The sequence below is a fragment of the Maricaulis sp. genome, assembly GCF_048270095.1.
Classification (GTDB): domain Bacteria; phylum Pseudomonadota; class Alphaproteobacteria; order Caulobacterales; family Maricaulaceae; genus Maricaulis.
This window is the reverse complement of the sequence record NZ_JBLWTL010000019.1, coordinates 1-15,102: the sequence shown is the minus strand read 5'-3', so window position 1 is coordinate 15,102 and position 15,102 is coordinate 1. Positions and strand designations below refer to the sequence as shown.

Annotated in this window: 15 protein-coding genes and 1 pseudogene; 3 read left to right on the top strand and 13 right to left on the bottom strand. The window is 63.6% G+C overall.

All coding sequences use genetic code 11. The annotated features are described in order from the left end of the window. Positions 1-128: 128 nt before the first annotated feature. Both ACN0YJ_RS10930 and ACN0YJ_RS10925 read left to right on the top strand, forming a co-directional pair. Entirely contained in the window at positions 129-593 is a 465-nt protein-coding gene (locus ACN0YJ_RS10930; RefSeq protein WP_417496205.1) for a hypothetical protein, read from the top strand. Between the two features lie 192 nt (positions 594-785). Beyond that, positions 786-1,166: a hypothetical protein gene (locus ACN0YJ_RS10925; protein ID WP_417496204.1), complete on the top strand. Its 381-nt coding sequence runs from the start codon at positions 786-788 to the stop codon at positions 1,164-1,166. Positions 1,167-1,173: 7 nt separating this feature from the next. Here ACN0YJ_RS10925 and ACN0YJ_RS10920 read toward each other — a convergent pair whose 3' ends face one another. The 12 genes from ACN0YJ_RS10920 to ACN0YJ_RS10865 form a co-directional block, all read right to left on the bottom strand. Next, positions 1,174-1,821, bottom strand: a complete 648-nt coding sequence (locus tag ACN0YJ_RS10920; protein ID WP_417496203.1) for an LON peptidase substrate-binding domain-containing protein — start codon at positions 1,819-1,821, stop codon at positions 1,174-1,176. Positions 1,822-1,880: 59 nt separating this feature from the next. After that, on the bottom strand, positions 1,881-2,432 hold the full coding sequence (locus ACN0YJ_RS10915) for an SRPBCC family protein (RefSeq protein WP_417478168.1): 552 nt from the start codon (positions 2,430-2,432) through the stop codon (positions 1,881-1,883). A gap of 53 nt (positions 2,433-2,485) precedes the next feature. Continuing rightward, a complete protein-coding gene (locus tag ACN0YJ_RS10910) occupies positions 2,486-2,992 on the bottom strand; it encodes a DUF1993 family protein (RefSeq protein ID WP_417478167.1) in 507 nt (168 codons plus the stop codon). A gap of 148 nt (positions 2,993-3,140) precedes the next feature. Further along, complete coding sequence (csgH, locus tag ACN0YJ_RS10905) at positions 3,141-3,539, bottom strand: curli-like amyloid fiber formation chaperone CsgH (protein WP_417478166.1); 399 nt, start codon at positions 3,537-3,539, stop codon at positions 3,141-3,143. Between the two features lie 99 nt (positions 3,540-3,638). Further along, complete coding sequence (locus ACN0YJ_RS10900; protein ID WP_417478165.1) at positions 3,639-4,151, bottom strand: curlin-associated protein; 513 nt, start codon at positions 4,149-4,151, stop codon at positions 3,639-3,641. Between the two features lie 365 nt (positions 4,152-4,516). Then, positions 4,517-5,386 carry a hypothetical protein gene (locus ACN0YJ_RS10895; RefSeq protein WP_417496202.1) on the bottom strand — a complete coding sequence of 290 codons (870 nt, stop codon included), beginning with the start codon at positions 5,384-5,386 and terminating at the stop codon, positions 4,517-4,519. Between the two features lie 207 nt (positions 5,387-5,593). Next, positions 5,594-6,361: a cell wall hydrolase gene (locus tag ACN0YJ_RS10890; protein WP_417478163.1), complete on the bottom strand. Its 768-nt coding sequence runs from the start codon at positions 6,359-6,361 to the stop codon at positions 5,594-5,596. Positions 6,362-6,564: 203 nt separating this feature from the next. Then, on the bottom strand, positions 6,565-9,237 hold the full coding sequence (gene ppdK / locus ACN0YJ_RS10885; RefSeq protein WP_417478162.1) for a pyruvate, phosphate dikinase: 2,673 nt from the start codon (positions 9,235-9,237) through the stop codon (positions 6,565-6,567). 28 nt (positions 9,238-9,265) lie between these two features. Beyond that, positions 9,266-11,467 (bottom strand): glycine--tRNA ligase subunit beta, encoded by a 2,202-nt coding sequence (gene glyS, locus ACN0YJ_RS10880; protein WP_417496201.1) that lies wholly within the window; start codon positions 11,465-11,467, stop codon positions 9,266-9,268. A gap of 21 nt (positions 11,468-11,488) precedes the next feature. Then, positions 11,489-12,721 (bottom strand): sodium/glutamate symporter, encoded by a 1,233-nt coding sequence (gene gltS, locus ACN0YJ_RS10875; protein ID WP_417478160.1) that lies wholly within the window; start codon positions 12,719-12,721, stop codon positions 11,489-11,491. Then, positions 12,721-13,179, bottom strand: a complete 459-nt coding sequence (locus ACN0YJ_RS10870; RefSeq protein WP_417496233.1) for a GFA family protein — start codon at positions 13,177-13,179, stop codon at positions 12,721-12,723. Before ACN0YJ_RS10870 ends, gltS begins: the two co-directional genes overlap by 1 nt. Beyond that, positions 13,179-14,069 carry a glycine--tRNA ligase subunit alpha gene (locus ACN0YJ_RS10865; RefSeq protein WP_417478159.1) on the bottom strand — a complete coding sequence of 297 codons (891 nt, stop codon included), beginning with the start codon at positions 14,067-14,069 and terminating at the stop codon, positions 13,179-13,181. The genes ACN0YJ_RS10870 and ACN0YJ_RS10865 overlap by 1 nt, the downstream gene beginning before the upstream one ends. 313 nt (positions 14,070-14,382) lie before the next feature. Here ACN0YJ_RS10865 and ACN0YJ_RS10860 point away from each other — a divergent pair, with 313 nt between their 5' ends. Beyond that, complete coding sequence (locus ACN0YJ_RS10860) at positions 14,383-14,832, top strand: VOC family protein (protein ID WP_417478158.1); 450 nt, start codon at positions 14,383-14,385, stop codon at positions 14,830-14,832. Here ACN0YJ_RS10860 and ACN0YJ_RS10855 read toward each other — a convergent pair. Then, positions 14,829-15,102 (bottom strand): annotated as a pseudogene (locus tag ACN0YJ_RS10855) (methyltransferase); the annotation flags it as partial. The gene ACN0YJ_RS10860 and the pseudogene ACN0YJ_RS10855 sit on opposite strands and share 4 nt — an antisense overlap.

The window sequence follows — 15,102 nt, the reverse complement described above, 5'->3', positions numbered from 1 at the left end:
TCATCCAACTTATCCACCCCCACCCCGCTGCGCACTATACTTCGCCCATGGCCGGAACCCGTCGACATCCTGATCAGATTGCTGCCCTGGAGGCGCGTGCGCGGCGGATGCGGGGGGACGGGTGGTCGATGGCGGAGATTTCGCGTGTCCTGTCGGTGCCGGCCTCGACGCTGTATCAATGGGCGGCGCGCGGGGAATGGCGGCTGCAGGATCTGGCGGACGCTGAGCTGCCCGCGGACCTCGCCGCGCCGGATCGCCCGGCACCGGAGGAGAGCGGCGAGCCGCCGACCGCGCTGGAGGCGGCGCAATCCATGTTGGAACAGGCGGGCCGCGCGGCGGTGGCAGGGCAGATAATGCGCTCGGAACGGGCGGCGAAGCTGGCGCGTCAGCTGTTTGGCCTGGCCGAGCAGGCCCAGCGCGTCGAAGCCGCCGAGGCGGCGCTGCATCCAAAGGAGGTGGGGCTGAGCGCGGCGGAGGTCGAGGCCTTGCGCGATGAGTTGCGCCAGCGCCTTTTCCCGCACAGCCTGGCCCCGTCGCCCGAAGACCACCCGGACCAGGAAGCCGCGCCGGGCCCCTCAATCCGCCGCCTGTAACCGGCCGCCCCATCGGGGCTGCCCTCATGAAATCATGGACAAAATTTTGGTCCACACTGATGCCACATAGAATCCTGCGCCCTCATTTAAGGCAAAACCAGACAAAAAGTCGCGCCATTGCCCCATTTTGCGCAAACTTCACCTTCATATAGCGCGACTCATGTTGACCAGGACGCGGGGAAGTAATCCGGTTTGCGCCCGTATTCGACCAGTGAGTTCGAGATCCGCATTGATAACGGTCTGCTGGAAATGCGGAGCGAGGGGCCACGTGTGTCGAAATCCGGCAGCGATGGCGAACGGGCCTTCACCAGCCTGTTGCGCAGCGAATCCATCCGGCTGGCCGCCTTCGATATCCGCGCCGCCGACTTTGCATTCTCAAAAGTCGAGCTGGAAACCCGCATCCGCTATATCGGTCGCCAGTGCCGCGGCATGCCGCTGGCGTTCATCGGCCGTGGTGACCAGCAGGACCAGTTGCGCGCCGCCCTGCGCGTGATCGAACAGATGGACGGCATCGCCCGCGCCTTCCGGTCGCGCGAGCAGGCCCTCACCTGGCTTCGCGCCCAGCGCTCCTGAGGCGAACCTATTGCGGCCGGCCGCCGGCCCGCGCGGCGATCAGGCCGGCCACCAGCGCTTCAATCATCACCGCACGCGCCGCACTGCCAGGCGCTTCGAGCAGGTCCTGACGCGTATGGGGCGGCAGGGGTGCGAGCATGGCGATCCGATCAATCAGGGCCTCGAAAGGCATGTGTTCCAGCCCGGTCCAGTCGAGCTGGATATTTTCGCCAGCCAGCCAGACGCCGAGCAGGCGGATCAGTCGTGACCGGTCGCCCTGCAGCGCCGGACGCGGCACGAGGTCCTGGATGAAGCGTGTATAATCGACCCGGCCAATCCGGTAGGGCGTTTGGGCCTCGGCTTCAGCCGTCAGGGCGAAACGGCTGACCCCGGCCAGGGTCAGCAGATAACGTCCATCACGGGTTTCGGCGAAGGATTTGATACGCCCGGCAGTCCCGACCCGGTGCAGGGCCGGTTGTCCGGGCACCAGGCCGGCGGTGTCGCTGGCTTGCGGCTGGATGATACCGATATGGCCACCCTCGCGGCGGGCATCATCGACCATGTTGAGATAGCGCGGCTCGAACACGTTCAGCGGCAGCAATTCTCCGGGCAGGAGGATGCAGCCGGCCAGCGGGAAGAGCGGCAATGAGGCGGGCAGTGTCTGGATCTCGGTCATGATCCAGAGATAGGTAGCGACGGCGCGCCCGCCAAGGGCCTGACAGGGATTTCAGCCCGTCAGGGCGCATCCCAGGCAGCGCAGGGCGCTTGCGGCTCGATATGGCATCCCGTCTCGATCCAGGGCTTCAGACGGCCGCCAATGAAATGCCGCCAGGTTGCCAGCACGACCGCCGCCAGATCGGCATCGATCTGGCCCTGCATGGCCAGATCGACCTGGAATTGGGTGCCATCGCCGGCCGGCGTCAGGGTCCAGCTCGTGACCAGATCGATCGACCGGCCCGACAGGCCGAGCGGTCCGTGCAGACGCAGGGCCGTCGGCGCATCGACATAGATGACTGTCGCGTGCACGGCCCCATCATCGCTGCCATCGCGCAGGCGTTCATAGAAACGGCCACCGAAATGCGGCTCGATCACCAGTTCGGCCGGATCCAGCGCAAAACTGTGATCCCACCAGGGCGAGATATCGCCGGTTGCCGCGTCAAACACCGTCGCCGGCGGCGCATCGATTTCAATGGTGAAGGAGGCGGTAAAGCCCTGGGGCTCGAACGCCTCGACGCCGGTCTCCTGGAGCGCGACGGCCCCGGTCAGAACCAGTATTGCAAACAGCATGATCTCCCCCGCCTCATCAGACGGGGGAGAGTAGCGGCTCGTGGCGTCAGGCGCTAGACGGCGAGAAAATCGCGCTTGCCGACCGGAACCCCGATGCTGCGCACGAGCGCATAGACCATCGAGGCGTGGAACAGGACATTGGCGAGGACGTAATTCTGCACAAAGGCATGGCGCGGCAGGGTCATTTCCTTGCCGGGACCGGCCGGGAAGGTGACATCGCCCGAGGGCTCCGCATCGAGCGCCGCGGCCGGCAGGGCCCAGACGGCGGCGCGCGCCGCTTTCAACCGGGCGCGCAAATCATCAAATGAGGCTTCGGTATCGGGGATGGAGACCGGATCCTGGCCCGCGAGGCGCGACAGGCCACGCACGGAGAAATCGCTGACAAGCTGGACCTGGCGCTTGAGCGCGAACATGTCGGGTGTCAGGCGCCAGTCGAGATAAACGGCTTCATCGACCTTGTGCTCGGCGGCGTGGGCCGCGGCCTTGGCGAGAATACCGTCGAGCGCGCGATAGGTCTGGTCGAGCTGGGTTCTGGCAATGGATGACAGTGGAATGGACATGATGACTTCCCCTTGATTGGAAGCCATCAAATGGGGGCGTTCGAGAAAAAGGGCCAGAGGCGGGGTGGTGAATACCTGCTATGGCCGGCTCCGGGCCGGGCGGTCTGCGAACCGGCCATCACGGAAAGCCCGCAATGGCCGGTCTCGATCAGACCCGTTCATTCCAGTTGCAGACCGGGTCGCCATTGGCATTCCAGGTCGACAGCCGGGCCGAGAAATCCGCCTCGGTGTCGAGCAGGATGTCGGACAACAGGGTGTCTTCACTGCCGCTGAGCGGCACATCGCCCTCCTGGACGATATCGAAGCCACCGCCGCCCATACGCTGGGTGACAACCATGCGGTAATTACTGCCCGCCTCACCCTCGCCCCAGGCCGTGACCAGCAGACCGTCCGGGGTCGTGGCCAGCTCGATATGGCAGGCTGAGTCCGCGTACCGGGCCGCATTGGCAGCCGCTGGGTCAAAGCCATCAGGCTCGCCAGGCTGAAGTGCCAGCAGGGCTGCGCCAGAGATTGCTGCGACATTGGCAGCCAGAATATTCATGCTCATGACAGTCTCCTTCTCGACTGCGGGTTTCGGATGTGGCGGTTTGGCCGGACTGGCCGTTTGGGGAGGGCTGACTTGCCCTCCCCGAGCCTGTAGCCGGTGTTAGTGTTCGCCCTGGATGACCAGGGTCACATTGCCACTGCCGGACTGGTTGACATGGGCGTTCTGGCCATTGCCGACCTGGATGATGCCGACACCGTTATTGGAACCATACTGGTTCGTGGTCGCGGTGTTGTTGCGGCCCATCTGGGCGATGCCCGAAAGATTGCGATTGCCGGTCTGAACGCTGGTGCCGTAATTATTGTAGCCTTGCTGACCGATCACCGCGTCATTATTGCGGCCGAACTGGTCAACATGGGCACCATTATAGCGGCCCGTCTGGCCAACCGTGGTGCCGTTGCGGGCGCCGTCCTGGATGACCGTGACATACTGACGGTCGCCGCGCTGATTGATCACCATCGACTGACGCGTGCCATTCTGGCGGCCGGCGATGTCGTTATTATAGCCCTGCTGGCTGATGGCGACGCGGTTGCGCGATTGTGCTTCAGCAGCACCAACGGTGCCGAGGACAGAAACAGCGACGAGGGCGCTGGCGAGGAAAAGACGGATTTTCATGGCTTAACTCCATTTGGTGTGGCCCGACGCCCAATGCATCGAAGACTGATGCTGTTCTAGTTGAAGCCATGTGAGCCGATCCTGAGGGCCGCATTCAGAAATCCGACAGGTGGATGAATGCCAGATGTCCGCCGTTAAACCCCTGAAAAACAAACCATCCCCGGCGCATACTGGCGCTCGGCATTGGGGTGCGGCCCGACTTTTAGGTGCAGCGCGCCAACAAGGCAGGCTGGTGCGCGAAGCCAGGCTGGAGCCGATTCGTTGCGGATGGAATGAAAGCGGAGAGTCGCGCCGGGCCGGCCCGGCACGCGGTGCCGGTGCCAGGAGCAAGCCATGAGGATCCGGTTGTGTGCGCTGTGCCGCAGCTATGCGCGACGAGCGGCCGGGCTTGCAGCAGGCTCCAGCACGACACTTGCCGCGGCGGTGACGCCGGCACTCAGCCAGGTCAGCTCTGCGAAGCCAAGCGATTTGAGAACGCTCACGATCCGGCTGCGATAGCTGGACCGCTCGGGCTCACCGGACATGTCGGCTTCAACACTGACGCCATCACCATCATCCTGGACCAGGATGGTGACCAGGCGCTCGCCGCGTTGAAACTCGATACTGGCACAGCGTGAGGCATAGCCCGGCTCGGCCAGCCGCTGCGCCAGCTTGCGCCGCCAATTGCCGGTCGCCAGGCCCTGGGCCTTCTCTGCAGCCGAAAAGCCGAGATTGCCGAATTCGATCGCATTGGCGAGCAGCACATAAAGGCCGACCGCCATTTCGCAGGCGTGCGGCAAGGTCGCGCCAAGGAAATTGGCCAGCCGGCTCGCCTCGGCCATGGTCCGGACGCTGAATGTCGCATTGTGCAGGGTCATGACCGGCTCAAGCGCCGCCGCCGGCGAGATCTCGAACTCACGATAGGCGAGCAGGCCTTCAATCACCGTCGCAAGCGGTCCGGCATCAATATCAAGGGGCAGGGAGATATCGGCCCGCCCGGATCGCCGGGTGCCGGCGGTCACCTGGACAATTTTTTGCGCCGAGGCCGCATGTTGCCGGGCCGTTTCAACCAGGCCGGCATTGGCATCATCGACCAGCATCACGGCAACAGGGCCATCCGGCACCGATTGGGGGCCCAGATACACAGTGACATCCATGCCCTCCGCCAGAACCCGCGACAGGGTCCTCAGTCGTGGGCTGTCATTCATGCACAGCCAGAGCCGCTGCGGAGTATGGGTAGAGGTTGAAGCGCTCATGCCTGATCCAAAACCGGGACGTTTGATGCATTCCCTGACGCGCGAAGCTTTGCAGCAATGTCTTAATAACCACTATCGTCAACCACGTGCGACCGGCTGAGGCCCGACCACGCACCCCACAGAGCCCCCCCGGAGAGCCGCACAAAGAAAAACCCCGGATCGCTCCGGGGCTTTTTTTCTGTCTCATCGTCAGTGCACGACCGCCGATCAGGCGTCGCGCCCCGCCACGACACCGGCCGAACGCTCTGTGCGGGTCGGGAAGCGGTAGAAAATGTGCGTGCCGATCCGGCGGGTCCGCACCAGCGTATCGCTCCAGTGTGGATCGACGGCGACGGTGTGGTAGTGGGTGGCCCGGCGGGTCACATCACGGCCGAAGCCCATAAAGGCGTGTTGCGCGATCAGCTCGGCCCGGCGCCAGGCACGGCCACGCGCGGCACGCAGGGCGGATCCGTCACAGGTAAAGGAGAACTGGCAACCCGTGCTGCGTTCGGACCCCTGATAGACCACACCGCAAATCGTGTCCGGATAGGCCGAATGGCGAACCCGGTTCATGATCACCTGGGCGACCGCGAGCTGGCCGACAAAGGCCTCGCTGCGTGATTCGTAATAGATCGCCTCGGCCAGGCAATTCAGTTCGGCGGTAAAATCGGCGGCCATCGAGAAATGTGTGCTGTCGAATGTCCGCAAATCATCGATCGGGCGCTCGGTCAGCACGGCGCCACGGACACGGTCGGCTTCCAGCGAGAGCGCGGCAACCTGCAGGGTGCGCGGCGCATCCCAGGCAGTCTCGACATCGCCGGCATGCAGATAGCGCTGGGCCAGGGATTGCCAGAGGACCGTCTCGTCCTGCTCGCGGGCGCGCCCGGAAGCGGCGTTCAGGGCCAGTACGGTCAGCAGGCACAACAGGACGAACGCCACCGTATAAAAGGCGGTCGCGACCTGCTCTTGCTGTCTACGTACTGCGTCCGAACTCATTCGCACTCCTGGTTTCGACCCGGTCGAATCAATGCGCTGCAATGACCGTACCACGCAAAAGCTAACGCGCCTTTGCTTGAAATTTAGCGCTGTCCTCTATGAGAACAGGCTGATCTGGTCAAGCACGCGGCACGATTACAAATAAGAAATGACTCTCCCCGAACAAGAGAAGAGCCATTTCACGCACGAAGTTCAACGGGTTATCATTTCCGTCGCAAATTGGCCTGGGCCGCCGCCAGACGCGCAATCGGCACCCGGTAGGGCGAACAGGACACATAATCGAGCCCGACGTCTTCACAGAAATCGATCGAGGCGGGATCACCGCCATGTTCGCCGCAAATCCCGAGTTTCAATTCGGGGCGGGTCGCACGGCCGCGCTCCACCGCGATCCGGACCAGATCGCCAACACCATCGCGATCAATCGTCACGAATGGATCCTTTTCCAGGATCCCCGCCTCGAGATAATCGCCGAGGAATTTACCGGCATCGTCGCGCGACAGGCCGAATGTGGTCTGGGTCAGATCATTGGTACCGAAGGAGAAGAATTCGGCGTCCTTGGCGATCTCGCCGGACATCAGGCACGCGCGCGGCAATTCGATCATCGTACCGATCAGGTATTTCGGCTTGGCGCCGGTCTCTTCGGCCACAGCCTGGGCAACCCCGGCGACACGCGCCTTGAGGATCGACAATTCGGCAACGGTGGCGACCAGCGGGATCATCACCTCGGCGAGGGGCTGAAAGCCGGTTTCCTTCTCGACCGCAACCTGGGCCTCAAAGATCGCCCGGGCCTGCATCTCGTAGATTTCCGGGAAGGTGATGCCGAGACGGCAGCCGCGATGGCCGAGCATGGGATTGCTCTCGGCCAGATCACGGGCCCGCGCCATCAATTGCTCTGCCGGCAGACCGGTCGCCGTGGCGACGTCCATCACATCCTCTTCCGTGTGCGGCAGGAATTCGTGCAGCGGCGGATCGAGCAGGCGGATGGTGCAGGGCAGATTGCCCATGATGCGGAAGATCTGCGCGAAATCATCGCGCTGCATCGGCAGGATCTTGTCGAGGGCGGTGACGCGGCCATCCTGGTCATTCGACAGGATCATTTCGCGCACGGCGGCAATGCGGTCGGCATCAAAGAACATGTGCTCGGTCCGGCACAGGCCGATGCCTTCGGCGCCGAATTCGACGGCGGTCTGGCAATCCTGCGGCGTTTCCGCATTGGCGCGCACCTTCATGCGGCGCGTCTTGTCAGCCCAGCCCATCAGGATGGCGAATTCGCCAGTCAGTTCCGGCTTGATCATCTTGGCTTCGCCGTAGAGAACCTGGCCGTTGGAGCCGTCAATCGTGACCATTTCACCGTCATGCACGGTGCGGCGGCCGACGATGAAGAGCTTCTTGGCGTAATCGATCTTGATCTGGCCGGCGCCGGAGACGCAAGGACGCCCCATGCCGCGCGCGACCACGGCGGCGTGGCTGGTCATGCCGCCGCGGGCGGTGACGATGCCTTCGGCCGCGTGCATGCCGTGAATGTCTTCCGGCGAGGTCTCGATGCGCACGAGGATGACTTTTTCGCCCGCCTTGGCGCGCTCTTCGGCCTCGTCGGAATCAAACACGACGCGCCCGGTCGCCGCGCCCGGCGAGGCCGGCAGGCCGGTGGTCAGCACATCGCGCTCGGCCTTCGGATCGAGCGTCGGGTGCAGCAATTGGTCGAGATGCGAGGGATCGATCCGCATCACCGCTTCTTCTTCGGTGATCAGGCCTTCCTGGGCCATGTCGGTGGCGATACGCAGGGCCGCCTTGGCGGTGCGCTTGCCGGTGCGGGTCTGCAGCATCCAGAGCCGGCCCCGTTCGACCGTAAACTCGATATCCTGCATGTCGCGATAATGGCGTTCCAGCTTGTCGAAGGCCGCCGACAGCTCGGCATAGCTTTCCGGCATCGCGGCTTCCATCGAGGGCGAGTGATCGCCCATGCGCTCGCGCATGTCCTCGGTCAGGCATTGCGGGGTGCGAATGCCGGCGACGACATCCTCGCCCTGGGCATTGACGAGGAATTCGCCGTAATAGCCGCTCGAACCGGTCGAGGGGTCGCGGGTGAAGGCGACGCCGGTCGCGGAGGTCTCGCCCATATTGCCGAACACCATGGCCTGGACATTGACGGCGGTGCCCCAGCTGGCCGGGATGTCATGCAGGCGGCGATAGGTCTTGGCACGCTCGGTCATCCAGCTCATGAAAACGGCACCGATGGCGCCCCAGAGCTGTTCGCGCGGATCGGTCGGGAAAGGCCGGCCAAGCGCGGTGGCGGCGGCTTTCTTGTAGCGGCTGACGATTTCTTCCCAGTCATCGGCGCTCAGATCGGTGTCGAGGGAATAGTCGTTCTCGTCCTTGAAGCCGTCGAGAATGTCTTCGAAGATCGCGTGATCGACGCCCAGCACGACATCGGCATACATCTGGATGAAACGGCGATAGCTGTCATAGGCAAAGCGGCGATCACCCGACAGCTCGGCCAGACCGGCGGCGGTCTCGTCATTGAGGCCGAGATTGAGCACGGTATCCATCATGCCCGGCATCGAGGCGCGGCCACCGGACCGTACCGAGACCAGCAGCGGATTGGCCGGATCGCCCAGCACCTTGCCGGCCGTCGCTTCCAGCTTGGCCAGGGCGGTCTCGACCTGTTCATTGAGGTCGGCGGGATATTGACGCTTGTGCTCGTAGAACGCCGTGCAAACCTGGGTCGTCAGGGTGAAGCCTGGCGGGACCGGCAGGCCGAGCGTTGCCATTTCGGCCAGATTGGCGCCCTTGCCACCGAGCAGCTCGCGCATCCCTGCCTCGCCCTCCGAATAGCCGGCACCGAACGCGTAAACCCACTTATTGCCTGCCGTCATGACTTCAATCCCTGTTCAAGCATCGTCATCAACCATCAATCCGATTGAAATCCGCCACGGCACAGATCGCCGCCCGGATATCGGACAATAAAAGGAGTCTGTTGCGGCGCAATGCGGGCTCGTCCGCATTGACCGTCACAGTCTCGAAAAACGCATCAATCGGCGCGCGCAAAAGGGCGAGCGCGGCCATGGCGGCCTTGAAATCCTCGCCGCGCAGGGCCGCACCAGCCGAAACCCGTGCCGCCGCCAAGGCCGCAATCAATTCGCGTTCGGGCGCTTCCGGCGGGGCCGACAGATAAGCGTCGGATGGTGCGCCCTTGAAGGCAGCGTCATCCTTCTTCTCCTCGGCCTTGAGGATATTGGCAGCACGGTTGAAGCCGGCCAGCAGGGCGGCACCCTCATCGGTATCGAGGAAGGCCTGCAGCGCGCGGGCCCGCTGGGTGACGCGGAACAGATCGTCATCGCCGAGCGCGAAAACAGCGTCGATCACGTCGTGACGGACGCCCTCATCGCGCAAATGAACTTTCAGACGATCGGCGAAGAAATCGAACAGGGAGCGCGTCCCGATCCGGATCCGTTCCTTGTATTCGGCCAGCGGATTGACATTGGTCGTCCGGCGAAGGGCGATCAGGGGTTGCCCGACCGTCGCCTCGGCCTCCATCACGGCGTCGCGCTTGGCCTGGAAATCGGCATGGCTGAGCGCATTGTCGACGCGCTGATACTGGCGCGCGATGGCTTTCAGCGTCGAGAAGCGGAAGCCCCCCTCGAGCACGATGCGGATCACCCCCAGCGCCGCACGGCGCAGGGCGAAGGGATCCTTCGAGCCGGTTGGCTTTTCATCAATGGCCCAGAAACTGACCAGCGTATCGAGCTTGTCGGCCAGCGCGACCGAGGCCGAAACCGGTGCCAGCGGCAGGCTGTCGGTCGGGCCTTGTGGTTTATAGTGATCCTTGATCGCGTCAGCGACGCCGCCATCCTCGCCCTGTTGCAGGGCGTAATACCGGCCCATCGCGCCCTGGAGCTCGGGAAATTCATAGACCATTTCCGAGACCAGGTCGGCCTTGGACAGGCGGGCCGCACGGTCGGCCAGCCTGGGGTCGGCGACGACAATCGGCGCGATATCGCGCGCCAGGGCGGCCACACGCTCGACCTTGGCCGCGACCGAGCCGAGCTTGTCATGGAAGGTGATCTTGTTCAGTTCAGCGACACGGCCGGACAAGGGTTGCTTGCGGTCATTATCCCAGAAGTGGCGCGCATCGCTCAAGCGTGCCGACAAAACCCGCGCATTGCCCGCCGCGATGGCCTTGCCGCCATCGGGGGCGGCCTGGTTGGCGACGACCACGAAATGCGCCGCCAGACCATCCTGCCCCGGCTTGCGCACGGCGAAGTATTTCTGGTGGGTTTTCATCGTCAGCGTGATGACTTCCGGCGGCAGGTCGAGGAAATCCGCGTCCATCTTGCCCAGCAGCGGCACCGGCCATTCAGCCAGACCGGCAACCTCATGCAGCAGGCCGGCATCCTCGACCAGTTCCAGACCGGCATCGGCACACACCTTGCGCGCGCCCTCAAGAATGATCGCCTCGCGCTCTTCGCGCTGCTGCACGACATGGCCCTCTTCGCGCAAAACTCGTGTGTAGTGCGCGAAATCACGAATCTCGAACGGGCCCGGACCGTGACGGCGATGGCCTTCGGTGATGTTGGAAGCGGCAATGCCGAACACTTCGAAGGGCACCACGGCGCCATCAAACAGGCAGAGCAGGCGATGCACCGGGCGCACCCAGCGCTGCAGCTTCTCGCCTTCGCCGAACTTCATCGATTTCGGCCAGGGGAATTCCTTCATCACCGCCGGAATCGCTTCGGCGACAACATCGACCGTCGCGCGGCCGGGCTTTTCGATGATGGCGACCCAGAACTGGCCCTTCTTGTCGTCACGCTTTTCGCAACCGTCCAGACTGTCCAGCCCGGCACCGCGCAGGAAGCCCTGAACGGCTTTCTCCGGTGCATCGGTGCGCGGTCCCTTGCGCTCTTCGCGGACATCTTCTGTCTTGAGCGGCAGGCCTGTAATGGCGAGGCCAAGGCGGCGCGGACCGGCGAATGTGGTCAATGCCTCCCAGCCCAGACCGGCGGCCTTCAGACGCTCGCCCAGCAGGCGTGCCAGATCAGCCTCGGCACGCGCTTGCATGCGGGCGGGAATTTCTTCGCAGAAGATTTCAAAGAGAAGCTCGGACATGGGCAGAGGATAGGGCCTTTGTCAGAATTGGGAGAAGACATGAATCAGGCCGACATTGGCCAGATCCACAAAGAAGGCTGCAACAATGGGAAGGATTATAAAGGGGAGCGGCGCGGGTCCATAGCGCTTGCGCACAGCGGTCATGTTGGCAATCGCTGTCGGCGTCGCCCCAAGCACGAATCCGGCAAAGCCGGCAGAGAGCACTGCGGCGTTGTAGTCACGCCCCATCATCGGGAAGAGGAGGAATACAATGAACACCACGGCGACCAGAGCCTGGACCGCCAGAATCAGGATCAGCGCCAGACCAAGTCCGGACAGGGTCCACAATTGCAGGCTCATCAGCGAGATCGTCAGAAAGATCGAGAGTGAATAATCCGACAACAGGGCCAGGGCCCGCGTCCGCGCCGGCCAGCGCACGCTCGGGAAAACATGAGGCACGGTGTTGGACAAGGCGATCCCGACCATCAGGCACGGCACAAAGAGGGGCAGATTCACCCCCATCGCCTGAATACGACCATGAATGACGAAGCCGATAATCACGGCGATATTCAGCACCAGAAGCGAGGCCATCATCGAGGTTTGCGACACGTCCTCGCTCCGATTGGGGTCGTGTGACAGGCCGACGACCGGGCCTTCCTTGCTGTCCGCATAGCTGGGGCTGAGATGGTCGCGGCCAATCAGGAAACGCGCGATCGGGCCGCCCAGAAGGGCTGCGACGATCAGCCCCAGCGTCGCATTCGCGACGCCCAACTCCATCATGCCGGTGGTGGAATTGAGGCGCGCAATCTCCGGCGCCCAGGCGATGACCGTGCCATGGCCGCCGATGAGTGATGCCGTACCGACCAGAACGCCGGTGCCCGATGGCAGATCGAACAGGCGGGTGCCGGCGACGCCGACGACATTCTGCACGATCATGAAGACCAGCGTCAGACCGAGCAGGATCATCAGCGGACGGCCGCCACTGGTCAGATCCTTGAAACGCGAATTGATCCCGATCGACGTGAAGAAATAGACCAGCAGCAAATCGCGTGTTTCCGTGCCGAAACTAATCTCGAGGCCCAGAACCGAATGCACAACGAGCATCACCAGGGCCAGGCCGAGCCCGCCGACGACCGGTTCGGGGATATTGAATTCACGAAGAAATTTGAACCGGCGCGTGATTGCGGCGCCGCCGAAATAGACAATCATGGCCAGGGTAAAGGTCTCGAATTCCGGGATATGCGTGATATCGGCCAACAGGCTCGGACCGGGCATCAGACGTGTTCTTGGGAGGACCAGCGTTCCATGAGGGCGAAATAGCCGTCATCGGGCGCGGTTTCATAAATCAGGTCATCATCGCGGAATGTGACCCAGTCCTGGGCACTGCGCACCCAGATATGACCGACCGGGCGCAGCTTGGCACGATCATCGAGCGTGCCGGCCTTGAGCGAAAGCGCCGGCTTGCCCTGGGTGTCATGGGCGATACGCGTGCCGCATTCATCGCAGAACAGGCCCATCTTGACGGCCTTGCCGCTGCTTTCCATCGCGAAGGCGGTCGGCGCGCCCTTGAGAAAGCGAAACCCGTCGCGCTCGACCAGCATCGACATGCCGAAGGCGCTCGAGGATTGCTGCTGGCACGCTGTGCAATGGCAGCAATACAGCGTCATCGGCGGTTTGGTGATCTCAAAACGGATCGCACCGCACTGACAGCCACCGCGCAGGGGGAGCTTCATCACGCCGCGCCTTCAAACAATACCCGTTCCGAGGCCACCCAGGCATCGGCACAGCCCTTGGCCAGTTCGCGCACGCGGCCAATCCAGCTGGCACGCTCGGCGACCGAGATCGCACCGCGGGCATCGACCAGATTGAAGATGTGCGAGGCCTTGAGGCAGAAATCATAGGCCGGCAGTGGCAAAGGCTTCTCCAGTGCCAGCAGGGCCTTGCACTGGCCGGCCGCGTCCTCGAACCAGCGTGTCAGCATCTCGACATCGGCATGTTCGAAATTGAAGGCGGAGAATTGCCGCTCGGCTTCCTGGAAGATATCGCCATAGCTCAGCCCGGCGCCGTTGAAGTCGAGATCATAGACATTGTCGACGCCCTGGACATACATCGCCAGGCGCTCCAGCCCATAGGTCAGCTCGCCGGAGACGAGGTCGACATCCTGGCCGCCGACCTGCTGGAAATAGGTGAACTGGCTGACTTCCATCCCGTCACACCAGACTTCCCAGCCCAGACCCCAGGCGCCGACGGTCGGGTTTTCCCAATCATCCTCGACGAAGCGGACATCATGCAGGTCGCGATCAATCCCGATCGCATCGAGCGAACCGAGATAGAGCTCCTGCAGATTGTCCGGGCAGGGCTTCAGCAGAACCTGGAACTGGTAGTAATGCTGCAGCCGGTTGGGGTTTTCGCCATAGCGGCCATCGCCGGGACGGCGCGAAGGCTGGACATAGGCCGCATTCCAGGGCCGTGGCCCCAGCGAGCGCAGGGTCGTTGCCGGATGCAGCGTGCCCGCACCAACCTCGACATCATAGGGCTGCAGGATAGCGCAGCCATGGCCGGCCCAGTAATGCTGCAGACGCAGGATGAGGTCCTGGAAGGACGGCGCTTTGTCGGCAGCCATGGCAGTATTCCCGCTGGAAAAATCAAGATCAAAAAATCGCGCCGACACTAGGCAAGTCAGCCCGCCGGATCAAGCGCGCGAGTCCTTGTTTTATTGCGACGCAACATCGCGCCCGCTGGGCCCGGGGCCCGTCTTCCTGCCCGGCTTGAGGTCGCTTAGGGCTGAGCCCCGGCGCCCGCCCGACGCTTGAACGGTCCCGGCCGTCCGGGTATGTTTTCCGCCGGCGCAAGACAGTGACGACCGGCCCGCGCGCCGGCCGCGCCGCACCACAGCAGCGGCCCACTCCATGAATGCGTGCCGGAAAGGCGAGATTTTGTCCCCCATCCTCCCCGCCATCACCGCCACCCTCCTGCTCGCTGGCGCACTCCTGCCTGCTCCAGCCAGCGCCGACAATCCGGCCGGCCTGAAGATCCGCATCGACACAAATGAATTCGGCGCCATGGACGCCTTCTATCGCGAGGTCCTGGCCCTGCCCGTCGAGGAGGCCTGGTCCGAAGAGGGGGATCGCGGTGTGATATTCAGTGTCCCTGGCGGCGGGTTGCTCGAACTGGGCGATGTTGCAGACGCACCCGAACCCGTCGGCGTCTCGATCCAGATCGAGGTGGGCGATGTCTATGCTGAACAGGCCCGGATCGGCGATCTCTGGCCGAGCGAAGGGCCGGAGCCACGCCCCTGGGGCCTGACCTATCTCTATCTCACCGACCCCAGCGGCGTTGGCATTATTCTCTATCAGCCCACGGTCGAGCCGGGCGAGACGCCCTAGGTCATCATCACCACAGCCTGCCCGCGCAGGATCGCATCGGCTTCGGCGGTGTGGGCAGCCTCGCCTTCATCGTGCAGCATCAAGGCTGGCAGGATAACCAGTGGCGCCTTGCCACCCAGCCGCGCCGTGACCAGCACACGCTTGGCCGGCCGGTCGGCGCGGGGATGAATGGGCCGGACCGCGACCGAGCCGAAACGCGGGGCCAGCGCAGCCAGGATATCCCCCAGCGCGTCGGCGCGATGGATCAGGGTGACGCGGCCCTTCGGCTCG